This is a genomic window from bacterium, assembly GCA_024742285.1.
Taxonomy (GTDB): Bacteria; Myxococcota_A; UBA9160; order UBA9160; family UBA4427; genus UBA4427.
This window is the reverse complement of record JANSYR010000003.1, coordinates 356,607-368,560: the sequence shown is the minus strand read 5'-3', so window position 1 is coordinate 368,560 and position 11,954 is coordinate 356,607. Positions and strand designations below refer to the sequence as shown.

At 69.4% G+C, this 11,954-nt stretch carries 11 protein-coding genes; 10 read left to right on the top strand and 1 reads right to left on the bottom strand.

Going from position 1 to position 11,954, the window contains the following annotated elements; genetic code table 11:
* The first annotated feature begins 33 nt into the window (after positions 1–33).
* The 10 genes from NXI30_08105 to NXI30_08060 all read left to right on the top strand — a co-directional run bounded on the left by NXI30_08105 (position 34) and on the right by NXI30_08060 (position 10,961).
* Positions 34–1,476 carry an NAD(P)/FAD-dependent oxidoreductase gene (locus NXI30_08105; protein MCR9094165.1) on the top strand — a complete coding sequence of 481 codons (1,443 nt, stop codon included), beginning with the start codon at positions 34–36 and terminating at the stop codon, positions 1,474–1,476.
* The gene (locus NXI30_08100) at positions 1,473–2,288 is read left to right on the top strand and encodes a DUF1080 domain-containing protein (protein ID MCR9094164.1); all 816 of its coding nucleotides are present in this window, start codon (positions 1,473–1,475) and stop codon (positions 2,286–2,288) included. The genes NXI30_08105 and NXI30_08100 overlap by 4 nt, the downstream gene beginning before the upstream one ends.
* Before the next feature lie 41 nt (positions 2,289–2,329).
* Positions 2,330–3,202, top strand: coding sequence for a protease HtpX (gene htpX, locus NXI30_08095; GenBank protein MCR9094163.1), 873 nt, complete (start codon positions 2,330–2,332; stop codon positions 3,200–3,202).
* A 33-nt stretch (positions 3,203–3,235) separates the two neighbouring features.
* Positions 3,236–4,084 (top strand): SDR family NAD(P)-dependent oxidoreductase, encoded by an 849-nt coding sequence (locus tag NXI30_08090; protein ID MCR9094162.1) that lies wholly within the window; start codon positions 3,236–3,238, stop codon positions 4,082–4,084.
* 68 nt (positions 4,085–4,152) lie between these two features.
* Entirely contained in the window at positions 4,153–6,228 is a 2,076-nt protein-coding gene (locus tag NXI30_08085) for a PQQ-dependent dehydrogenase, methanol/ethanol family (GenBank protein ID MCR9094161.1), read from the top strand.
* Between the two features lie 225 nt (positions 6,229–6,453).
* Positions 6,454–7,914 (top strand): mechanosensitive ion channel, encoded by a 1,461-nt coding sequence (locus NXI30_08080; GenBank protein MCR9094160.1) that lies wholly within the window; start codon positions 6,454–6,456, stop codon positions 7,912–7,914.
* Between the two features lie 296 nt (positions 7,915–8,210).
* On the top strand, positions 8,211–9,344 hold the full coding sequence (locus tag NXI30_08075) for a peptidoglycan-binding protein (GenBank protein ID MCR9094159.1): 1,134 nt from the start codon (positions 8,211–8,213) through the stop codon (positions 9,342–9,344).
* Between the two features lie 128 nt (positions 9,345–9,472).
* Positions 9,473–9,886, top strand: a complete 414-nt coding sequence (locus NXI30_08070; protein MCR9094158.1) for a hypothetical protein — start codon at positions 9,473–9,475, stop codon at positions 9,884–9,886.
* Positions 9,887–9,932: 46 nt separating this feature from the next.
* Positions 9,933–10,343, top strand: coding sequence for a DUF4332 domain-containing protein (locus tag NXI30_08065; GenBank protein MCR9094157.1), 411 nt, complete (start codon positions 9,933–9,935; stop codon positions 10,341–10,343).
* Between the two features lie 144 nt (positions 10,344–10,487).
* The gene (locus NXI30_08060) at positions 10,488–10,961 is read left to right on the top strand and encodes a peroxiredoxin (GenBank protein ID MCR9094156.1); all 474 of its coding nucleotides are present in this window, start codon (positions 10,488–10,490) and stop codon (positions 10,959–10,961) included.
* A gap of 28 nt (positions 10,962–10,989) precedes the next feature.
* Here the strand turns inward: NXI30_08060 and NXI30_08055 are convergent, their stop codons facing one another.
* Positions 10,990–11,937, bottom strand: a complete 948-nt coding sequence (locus NXI30_08055) for an alcohol dehydrogenase catalytic domain-containing protein (GenBank protein MCR9094155.1) — start codon at positions 11,935–11,937, stop codon at positions 10,990–10,992.
* Positions 11,938–11,954 lie beyond the last annotated feature (17 nt).

The window sequence follows — 11,954 nt, the reverse complement described above, 5'->3', positions numbered from 1 at the left end:
CGCCGCGTCGGCACGATTTACGGTCTGGGTCCCATGAGCACCACCTCGCACGACTCCACCCCTGACGCGATCGTGATCGGCTCCGGACCGAACGGTCTCGCGGCGGCGATCGAGCTCGCCCGAAACGGTGCGAGCGTGCGCGTCGTCGAGGCGGCCGACGAAGTGGGCGGCGGGACGCGCAGCGCCGAGCTGACCCTGCCCGGCTTCCTTCACGACGTGTGCTCCGCCGTACACCCCATGGGCATCCTGTCGCCGTACTACCGGCAGCTTCCACTCGACGAGCACGGCCTCGAATGGGTCCTCCCCCCGGCCTCGGTCGCGCATCCCCTCGACGACGCGGACGCGGTCATGATCTACCGCTCCCTCGACCGGACCGCGGACGAGCTCGGCCGCGACCGGAGGAACTACATCCGACTGATCGAGCCGCTGATGCGGGACGCGCACGGGCTGCTGGCCGACGCGATGGCCCCGCTCGGGATCCCGAAGCACCCGATCCAGATGGCGCGCTTCGGACTCCGGGCCGCGTTCTCGGCCAATCGGCTGGCACGATTGCTCTTCCGGGAGGAGCGGGCGCGCGCGCTGCTGGCGGGATGCGCGGGGCATTCGGTCCTCCCGCTGTCGCAGCCCTTGACCGCCGCGCTCGGGACCCTCTTCGCCCTGACCGCCCATGTCGAGAACTGGCCGGTCGCCCGCGGCGGCTCCCAATCGATCGGTCGCGCCCTCGCTTCCTACTTCACGAGCCTCGGCGGAGAGATCGAGCTCGGCCATCGCGTCGAGCGCCTCGATGCGCTCCCCGACGCGAAGGTCGTCCTCTTCGACACCTCCCCGTCCCAGCTCGCCTCGATCGGCGCGGACGATCTGCCGGCAGGCTACCGCCGTCGTCTCGAGCGCTACCGCTACGGCCCCGGTGCGTTCAAGGTCGACTGGGCCCTCGACGGACCGATTCCCTGGAAGGACCAGCGCTGCCTCGAAGCCTCGACGGTCCACGTGGGCGGCACCCTCGAAGAGATCTGCGCTTCGGAACGCGACATGTACGCGGGGCGCCTCAACGACAAGCCCTACCTGATCCTCTGCCAGCAGAGTCAGTTCGATGACCGCCGCGCGCCAGCGGGACAGCACACGGGCTACGCCTACTGCCACGTTCCCCACGGCTCGACCGTCGATCGTACGGAAGCGATCGAGCGCCAGATCGAACGCTTCGCCCCCGGCTTCAGGGACCGGATCCTCGCGCGGCACACGACGAACGCCGCCGAGTTCGAGGCCCACAACCCGAACTACGTGGGCGGCGCCATCACCGGCGGCGTGGCGGATGCATTCCAGCTCTTCAACAGCCCGGTCACCCGCCTCGATCCCTATTCGACGCCGAACCCGCGGCTCTTCATCTGCTCGGCCGCGACGCCCCCGGGCGGCGGCGTCCATGGCCTCGGCGGATACTTCGCCGCTCGGTCCGCGCTGAAGCGACTGGGCCGCGCGTGACGCCGCGCCGCTTCGAGGCGATCGCTTCGACGCTCGCTCTCGCACTCGCCCTGATCGCGCTCCCGGTCGCCGCGACCGAAGAATCCGACGACCGACCGACCCGGATCGAACCGTGGGCACCCGCCACACCGAATACGCTCACGGCGGCGGAACGCGCCGCGGGCTGGCGCCTTCTCTTCGACGGGCGGAGCGGAGCGGGATGGCAGGCCGCGGACGAAGCGACCTTTCCTGCGGACGGGTGGTCCACCGACGACGGCACGCTCTCGATCCGGAAGGCCGGTCTGGTCGAGTTCCGGGCGGGCGGAGATCTCTTCAGCCGGGAACGCTTCGGGGACTTCGTCCTCGACTTCGAGTTCCAGGTCGCCCGCGAGGGCAACAGCGGCGTCAAGTACCGCGCCGAGCCCCAGCGCGAGATGGGCTTCGTCCACGCCCTCGGGTGCGAGTTCCAGATCCTGGACGACGCCGGTCACCCGGACGCGAACCGCGGCCGCCCCGGAACCCGCCGGCTCGCCGGGCTCTACGACCTGCTGGCCCCGAACGCAGCGCCCTTTCGCGGCGTGGACGCCTGGAACCAGGGCCGGGTCCACCTCGAGGACGGACGACTCTCGCACTATCTGAACGGAATCCGCGTGGTCGACGTCCAACTGGACTCGCCCGAGTGGCGTGAAGCCCTCGCCGCCAGCAAGTTCGCGGCGCGAACGGGCTTCTGCGCGTCCCCCCGCGGACACATCGTCCTCCAGGATCACGGGGACTTGACGCGGTTCCGGAACGTGCGCATCCGTTCGCTGGATCCGTCACCCGACGATTCCTAGACTCCGACCTCCCGAGCGACGCCCGAAAAGGACCCGAACCCATGAAGCGCATCGCGCTCTTCCTTCTCACCAACCTGGCGGTGATCCTGGTGATCTCCGTGATCTTCTCGATCTTCGGGATCGGGAACGTGCTCGACGAGCAGGGGGTCGACCTCGACCTCCAGGCCCTGCTGATCTACTCGGCGGTCATCGGTTTCACGGGCTCCTTCATCTCGCTCGCGATGTCGAAGTTCATGGCCAAGCGCTCGACGGGCTGCCAGAACATCGAGGACAGCACGGACCCCGAGGCCCAGTGGATCGTCAGCCGGGTGCGCGCCCACGCGGAAGCCGCCGGGATCGGCATGCCCGAGGTCTGCGTCTTCCCCGCGAACGAGCCGAACGCCTTCGCGACGGGCATGCGCCGGGACAGCGCCCTGGTCGCCGTCTCGACCGGCCTCCTCCGCGGCATGAACCGCAACGAAGTGGACGCCGTGATCGGACACGAGGTCGCCCACATCGCGAACGGCGACATGGTCACCCTGACCCTGATCCAGGGCGTCGTGAACACCTTCGTCGTCTTCTTCTCGCGCATCGCCGGTCACCTCGTCGACCGGCTCGTCTTCAAGACCGAGCGCGGTCACGGCCCCGGCTACTGGATCGTCTCGCTCGTCGCGCAGATGCTGCTCGGCATCCTCGCCTCGATCATCGTCTGCTGGTTCTCCCGGCAGCGCGAGTTTCGCGCCGACGCCGGCGGTGCCCAGTACGCCGGCTCCGAGAACATGATCGGGGCCCTCGAACGCCTGAAGGGCGGAACCGCCGAGCTTCCGGACGGGATGGCGGCGATGGGAATCGGCGGCGGCGGCTTCGCGAAGCTCTTCTCGACCCATCCGCCCCTCGACGAACGGATCGCCGCGCTCCGGGCGAACCGCGGGTAGGCCCACGGCGCGTCCTCGCGCAGGGAGGGATCGATGGCCGCTCGCTACGAGGGCGACGCTTTCCGCGAACGGTTCGGGCCCTGGGCGGTGATCGCCGGCGGATCCGACGGAATCGGCGGCGCGTTCGCGCGCGAATCGGCCTCACGCGGTCTCGACGTCGCGTTGATCGCGCGACGTGCCGAGCCGCTCGATGCGCTCGCCCGATCCATCGAAGCGGACTTCGGGGTCGCGACCCGGACGATCCAGGCGGACCTCACGCGCGACGACATCGGCCAGACGGTCGCGGACGCGACCGTGGATCTCGACGTCGGTCTCTTCGTCTACAACGCCGGCTCCAATCCCGCGGCCGGTCACTTCCTCGACCAGGCGGTCGACGACGCGCTCTTCCTCGTCTCGCTCAGCTGCCGCGCGCCGGTCGTGCTCGGCCACCACTTCGGCGCGCGACTCCGCGCGCGCGGGCGCGGCGGTCTCGTCTTCATGTCCTCTCTCGCCTGCCTCTCCGGGAGCGGAAACCAGGCGACCTACTCCGCGACCAAGGCCTTCGACACGACCCTCGCCGAGGGTCTCTGGGCGGAGCTCTCCCCGGCCGGCATCGACGTACTCGGCGTGCTGGCCGGCGCCACGCGGACCGAGACCGTGATGCAGCAGGAGCCGGAGGCCTTCGCCGACGCGATGCCGCCGACCGAGGTCGCGCGCGGCGCCCTCGACCATCTCGGCAAGGGGCCCAACTGGGTCCCCGGTCCCACGAACCAGGCCGCGGCCAGGGGGATGTGGCCCGTGCCGCGGGTCGGCGTGATCAACGGGATGACGGCCGCCTCGGCGGGGCTCTTCGGGCTGCCGGTGTCACCCGTCGAAGGCATCGAGTTCGACGAGGGCGACTGAGCGCGGGGACTAGCGAGACGACGCGACTGGCCCATCATCGGGGCCTCGTTCACTGCGCCGAGGTCCGCATGCGTCTGGTCCGTCGTTCCCTTCCGCTCGTCGGTCTCGCCTGCCTGATTCCGGCGCTCTTCGGCTGCCCGTCCCCGCCCGGCGCACCGACCGAAACCGGACCGCCCGACATCGAGTGGCGCAGCCACGGCGGCACCCTCGCGGAGCAGCGATACAGCCCCCTCGACGAGATCGACGTGGAGAACGTCCACGAGCTCGGACTCGCCTGGAGCTTCGACCTGATGAGCGATCGCGGCGTCGAGTCGACGCCGCTGGTCGTCGAAGGTCGGATGTTCGTGACCGCCCCGTGGAGCATCCTGCACGCCCTCGACGCGAAGACGGGCGAGAAGCTCTGGAGCTTCGATCCCGAGGTCCCGCGCGGGATGGCCCGGGACATCTGCTGCGGAGTCGTGAACCGCGGCGCCGCCTGGTCGGACGGGCGCGTCTTCCTCGGAACCCTGGACGGGAGATTGATCGGAATCGATGCCGAGACCGGCGAAGCGCTCTGGGACGTCGACACCCGGGAGCCCGAGTGGGCGTACTCGATCACCGGCGCCCCCCGCGTGGTCGAAGGGCTCGTCGTGATCGGCAACGCCGGCGCGGACCTTGGCGCGCGCGGCTACGTCTCCGCCTATCACGCGGAGACCGGCGAGCTCGCCTGGCGGACCTACACCGTGCCGGGCGATCCGGCGGAGGGATTCGAGTCCGAGGCGATCGAGCGCGCCGCCGCGACCTGGACCGGCGAATGGTGGAAGGCCGGCGGCGGCGGGACCGTCTGGGACGCCCTCGCCTACGACCCGGAGCTCCGGCTGCTCTACGTCGGAACCGGCAACGGCGCGCCGCATGTCCGCTGGCTCCGCAGTCCCGGGGGCGGCGACAACCTCTACCTCTCCTCGATCCTCGCGCTCCGTCCCGAGACCGGCGAGCTCGTCTGGCACTACCAGACGACCCCCGGCGACACCTGGGACTACACCGCGACCCAGCACATCCTCCTCGCCGATCTCGAGATCGAGGGCCGAACGCGGAAGGTCCTGATGCAGGCGCCCAAGAACGGCTTCTTCTTCGTGATCGATCGAACGAACGGCGAGTACATCTCGGCGGAGAAGTTCACCGAAGCGACCTGGGCCTCCCACGTCGACGAACAGGGTCGTCCCGTCGAAACGGACACGGACTATCGCGAGGTCGCGAAGTTCGTCCGACCGAGCCCCTATGGCGCCCACAGCTGGCCGCCGATGAGCTTCCATCCGAAGACCGGCCTGGTCTACTTCCCGGTCCGCAACATGGGCGCCGTGTTCAAGATGAACCCGGATTGGCGCTACCGCCCAGGCACCTGGAACACCGGGATCGACATGGCGGTCTACGAGAACTTCGGTTCGAGCGAAGACGACGAACGCTGGGAGGCCTTCCTGCTCGCCTGGGATCCCGTCGCGCAGAAGGAAGTCTGGCGCGTGCCCCACATCACGGCCTTCAACGGCGGCACGCTGTCGACGGGCGACGATCTCCTCTTCGAGGGCGCGGCGGATGGCCGCTTCGTCGCGTACCGCGCCTCGACGGGCGAGAGGCTCTGGGAATCCCCCGTCGGCACGGGCGTGATGGCCGGGCCGATCACCTACCGGGTCGACGGTGAGCAGTACGTCGCGGTGGCCGCGGGATGGGGCGCGTCGTTCGCGATGAGCGGGGGCGAGGCGGCGCTGCTCGCGAAGGTCCGCGGCGGCGGACGCGTCCTCGCCTGGAAGCTCGGCGGCGAGGCCCAGGTCCCGCCGGGCCGGCCTCCGCTCGGTCCGGTGCCACCGCCGACCTATTCCCTCGAGTCGACTCGGGCGGAGCGTCGCCTCGGCGCCCTCCGCTATCAGGAGCACTGCTCCGCCTGCCACGGCCCGGGCGCCGTCGGCGGCGGCTCCGGCGTACCGGACCTGCGGTACATGAACGAGGCGACCCACACGCTCTTCCCGCGCATCCTCCTCGAAGGGCTGCTCCAGCCCGCCGGCATGCCGCGCTTCGACGACTTCCTCTCCGCGTCCGAAGTCCGCAGCATCCAGGCCTTCATCCTCGAGCAGGCGCGCCGCGCCTCGGCGATCGAGGTCCGGGCCGACTAGCACGCGTCCCCCGGAATCGGGGCCCCGCCCCCGCAGCCGTGGCGATCGTACCGCGCGCTCCGTGTCGTGAACGAAACGTCCGTGCGCCCCGGAGGCGAGTGGATCCCCTCGCTCCCACGCGGAGATGTGTCGGCTCTCGAAGCATCCGCATTTCCGCTTCAGCCCCGGCAGGTCGGGGTGTGACCGCTTGCCGCACGCGCCCGTCGGCACGCGAAGGAGATGCCCGTGGACTGGAATGCCCTCTTCGAAGAGCTGAGCGCGTCGCTCGGCGAGACGCTACCGATGCTCGCGGGAGCGATCGGACTCCTGTTGATCGGCTGGATGGTGGCCGTCGTCGTGCGTGCGGTCGTGCGCGGCGTGTTCAACCGCCTGGGACTGAACGAACGAATCGCGGCGACGACCGGAAACGAAGCGGACGTCGCGGGGGGCGTCGGGAAGGGGGCCTACTACCTCGTCCTCCTGATCACCCTCGTCGCGTTCTTCAACGTGCTCGAGATCGAGTACGCGTCCGCCTCGCTCCAGAGTCTCGTCGACCAGGTGCTGGGCTTCGTGCCGAAGGCGATCGCCGCCGGCGTCCTCCTCGGCGTGGCCTGGCTGCTCGCGGTCGTCCTCCGGACGGGCGTCACGCGCGCCCTCGCGGCGACCTCCCTCGACGAGAAGATCGCGACCGAAGCGGGAATGCGGCCCGTGTCCGAGAGCCTCGGGAACGTGCTCTACGGACTCGTCTTCCTGCTCTTCCTGCCCGGGATCCTCGGCGCGCTCGAGATGGAGGGGCTCCTCGCGCCCGTACAGGGCATGCTCGACGACATGCTCGGGCTGCTGCCCGACGTGTTCGGCGCCGGTGTGATCGCGCTCGTGGGTCTCTTCGTCGCACGGCTCGTTCGCGACCTCGTCACGAACCTGCTCGGGGCGACCGGAATCGATCGCCTCGGCCAGAGCGCCGGGCTGCAGGGCACGATGGCCCTCTCGGGACTGCTCGGCCTGATCGCCTACGTCTTCATCCTCGTCCCCGCGATCATCGCGGCCCTGAACGCGCTCGGAATCGAGGCGATCTCGGATCCCGCCACCCGGATGCTCGGCACCTTCATGGATGCGCTGCCGAACGTGTTCGCCGCCGTGATCATCCTCGGGGTCGCGTGGCTCGTCGCGGGCTTCCTCTCGACGCTCGCGAGCAACCTCGCAGGCGGCCTCGGCGTCGATCGCCTTCCGGAGCGCCTGGGGATTCCCGCGGCCGAGTCCGGGTCTGGCAGCCTGGCGAGCTGGGTCGGTCGCGGCGTGTCGTTCTTCGTGATGCTCTTCGCCCTGACCGAGGCCGCGAATCGCCTCGGCTTCGACCAGCTCTCGATGATCGTCGCGACCCTGATCGGCTTCGCGGGGCAGGTCCTGCTCGGCGGCATGATCATCGCGGCCGGCGTGTGGATCGCGAATCTCGTCCACGCCGCCATGCTCCGTCTCGCGGGCTCCGGCGGGTCACCGATGGCCGGCCTCGCACGCTACGCGATCCTGGGTCTCGTGGTCGCGATGGGGCTGCGTGCGATGGGGCTCGCCGACGACATCGTGAATCTCGCGTTCGGCCTGACCCTCGGCGCGATCGCCGTGGCTTTCGCGCTCTCCTTCGGCCTCGGAGGACGGGAAGCGGCGGGCGAGCACATGCAGCACTGGTTGCGACGACTGCGATCCGAGTAGCCTCCGATCGACATCGCCCGAATCGACGACGCGCGTTTCCCTTCGTGGGAGACGCGCGTCGTTCGTTTTCGGGACCGCAACGCGATTCCCCCATCCGATCCGCCGCGTTTCGCAAACGCCGATCGGCGTATCGGCGGATGACTATGTCGTCGATGGAACCGTCGGTCGCGTGTCGAATCTCAGCGAAGGGCATTGGTGATTCACATGATGCCTCCGCAACCCACGGCGGCTCTTCCGGAACGCAATCCCGTTCCGCGTCCGATTCGGACCGACCGAATCTCTCAAGGAGTATCCTGATGACCCGTTCCACCCTCTTGTTCCCCCTGCTCGGGGCGGCGGTGGCCGTCGGACTGACCGGCTGCGCTTCCACGTCCGCCCCCGAGAGCGAGATCGCCCGTCAGCTCGAGGAGAGCCAGGCGCGCGTCGCGAGCCTCGAACGCGAAGTCGACCAGCGGCAAGACCGCATCCAGTCGCTCGAGACGCAGATCTCGAACCAGACCCTGCCCCCCGTCTCGGCGGCCCCTCCGAGCACGCGCGTCTCGACGCCGTACAACCAGATCCCGGGCGGCGATCTCCTGCCGCCGGCGGAGCCGGGGCAGTGCTACGCGCGGGTCTTCGTCCCTCCGACCTACGAGACGCGAACCGAGGACGTCCTGAAGTCGGCGGCCTCGGAACGCCTCGAGCTGATCCCCGCCACCTACGAAACCGTCGAGGAGCAGGTCCTCGTCGAAGCGGCCTCCGAGCGGATCGAAGTGATCCCGGCGGTCTACGGCTGGGTCGAGGAGCAGGTCCTCGTGAAGGCCGCGTCCAGCCGCCTCGAGGAGGTGCCGGCGCAGTACGAGTGGCAGGAGGAGCAGATCCTCGTGAAGCCGGCGCACACGGTCTGGAAGAAGGGCGAAGGTCCGATCCAGAAGCTCGACGAGGCGACGGGCGAGATCATGTGTCTCGTCGAGGTCCCGGCCGAGTACAAGACGGTCCGCAAGAAGGTGCAGGTCGCCGGCCCGACGACGCGTGAGATCGCGATCCCGGCCGAGTACAAGACGGTCAAGCGACAGGTCGTGACGACGCCGGCGACGACGCGCACGGTCGAGGTTCCGGCGAAGTACAAGACCGTGAAGGTCCGCAAGGTCGTGACGTCCGCTTCCGAGCGCCGCATCCCCGTCGCCGCGGAGTACCAGACGGTCAGCAAGCGCGTGCAGGTCACCGAAGGTGAGATGGCCTGGCGCCAGATCCTCTGCAAGACCAACACGACGCCCGACATCGTGCGCAACATGCAGCGCGCGCTCGACGCGGCGGGACACAGCCCCGGCCCGATCGACGGCATCGTCGGTCGTGAGACGCTCGCGGCCCTTCGTGGCTACCAGACCGAAAAGGGTCTGGCGGAAGGCGGCATGACGCTCGCGACCCTCAAGTCGCTGGGCGTACAATAATACCGACCGGTCACGCTGAACGGGGACGGGCCTCGTCCCGAGACGGCCGGTCGATGCGGATCCGACCGACCGGGACGGGGCCCTTCTCCGATTCGCCTCGGAAGCGAGGCGTGAACAGGGAGTAGATCATGCTGGAGACGATTCTCAAGGAACACGGCGGCGCGCTGCTCGCGGCCGTGACTCAGGGCAGCGACCTCGACGCGAGCCAGGCCGAGAGCCTGATCCCGCCCGCGCTCGGGGGAATCGGCGATGCGATCGCGGGCGGCGATCTCGATCTGTCGAGCCTGCTCGCGGGAGGGGGCGACGGAGTCGCCGCACTCCTCGGAAAGCTCGACGTCGGCGCGATCGCCGGCCAGGCCGGACTCGACGAGGGACAGGCCCGCGACGGGCTGTCCTCGCTGATTCCGGTCGTGCTCTCGCTGCTCGGTGACAAGGCCGGCGGCGCGGACGGACTGATGTCCATGCTCGGCGGGCTCGGCGGCGGAAACGGAGGCGGGGCCGGCGCTTTGGCCGGGCTCGCCGGAAAATTGTTCGGAAAGTAGAGACGAAGGCGACGCGCCGGACGCGACGTCGCAAGGAGACGAATCGATGGCGAATCTCAAGATCACGGAAATCGAAGGAATCGGCCCGGTTCTCGGCGAGAAGTTCGAGGGTGCGGGCGTCAAGGACACCGACGGCCTGCTCGCGCAGGGCGGCACGAAGACGGGACGCAAGGCACTCGCCGAGGCCACGGGGCTCTCCGAGTCCCGGATCCTCACCTTCGTGAACATGGCGGACCTCTTCCGCATCAGCGGCGTCGCGGGCGAGTACGCGGAGCTGCTGGTCGCGTCCGGGGTGGACACGGTCAAGGAGCTCGCGACGCGGAACGCGGCGAACCTCGCCGACAAGCTCGCCGAGGTGAACGCGGAGAAGAACCTGACCCGGAAGGTCCCGACGCTCAGCCAGGTCGAGGGATGGATCAAGCAGGCGGGCGATCTGCCGGCGGCGATCTCGCACTGATCCCGACCGACTTCGACCGTCGGACCTGCATCCGACTCGAGACGGGGGCCTCTTCGGAGGCCCCCGTTCTTCGTAGGAGAGCCCGGTCCTCTGGTCGAGCCGGCGGGAAGGGGTAGGATCCGCCGACACGCCCAGGAGGATTCGATGCCCGTGACCGAAGGCCGCAAGGCCCCCGCATTCACCCTGAAGGACCAGAACGGCGATGCGCACAAGCTCGCGGACTACGCCGGCAAGAACGTGATCCTCTACTTCTATCCGCGGGACGACACGCCGGGCTGCACGAAGGAAGCCTGCGGCTTCCGTGACCTCAAGCGCCAGCTGACGCGGCGCGACACGGTCGTCCTCGGCTGCTCCCCGGACGGCGAGGAGAAACACAAGGCGTTCATCAAGAAGTTCAAGCTGAACTTCCCGCTCCTCTGCGACCCGGACAAGAAGGTCATGACGAAGTACGGCGCCTTCGGCGAGAAGATGATGTACGGCAAGAAGGTCCAGGGCGTCATTCGCAGCACGGTCTGGATCGGCCCCGACGGCAAGGTGCGCAAGCACTGGCCGAAAGTCGCGAAGGCCGCGGACCATCCGGCGAAGGTGCTCGAGGCGATGGACGAGGCGGACGCCTAGCGGCCCGCCCGATCCCTGCGACGAGCCGTCAGGGCTCGAGCGCGACCTTGATCGCGCCGCCCTTGCGGTCTCGCGTCCGTTCGAAGGCGGCCGGCGCCTGATCGAGGGGGAAGCGATCCGAGATCAGCGCGTCGGCGACCGCTTCGTCCGCCCCGAGCAGACGCGCCGCGGCGTCGACGTCCCGGATCGTGCCGGCGCGGCCGTACATCGCGGAGATCACGATGTCGAGCTCCTTCGCCGCGACGACGAGGCCCGGAATCTCGAACTTGTCCCACGAGGACGCGAGCATCCCGAGCGTACCCTTCGGCTTGAGCGCGTTGCAGGACGTCTCGATCGCGGCGGGGGTCCCCGCGCAATCGAGCACCACGTCGTAGTCGCCTCCGGACGCTTCGTCGATCACGTTGGCCCCGATCTGCTTCGCCGCGGCGGTCTGCGCCGGGTGTCGCGCGATGAGGTCGACGGGCGCTCCCGCGCCACGCGCCGCCACCGCCGCGCACAGGCCGATCGTCCCGCCACCGACGACCAGCACCCGCATCGAGCCGTCGATCCCGCTCCGGCGGATCCCGTGTACGGCGACCGCGAGGGGCTCGACGAGGAAGCCGGTCGAAGCGTCGACGCTCCGCGGGAGCGCAACGAGGCACCGCTCGGGCACGATCAGCTCCTCGGCCATCCCACCGTCTCGCCCGATCCCGTAGATCATGGCGTTGCCCTCGGTGCAGACCTGGGTGTCGCCGGCGAGGCAGTAGTCGCAGGCGCCACACGAGGCGAGCGGCTCGATCGCGACCGGCGTCCCGTCCTCGAGCTCCCCCGCGATCTCGTGTCCGGGCGTGCCGGTGATCAGGAAGCCGCTGTCGAGGATCGTCACGTCCGAGCCGCAGATCCCGCACGCGCGGACCTTCACGCGCACGCCGTCGCCCTCGGGCCGCGCGACCTCGCGAAGCACGACCTTCCCCTCTTCGAACCGGACTGCGAGCATCGGCGAACTCCTCCCGT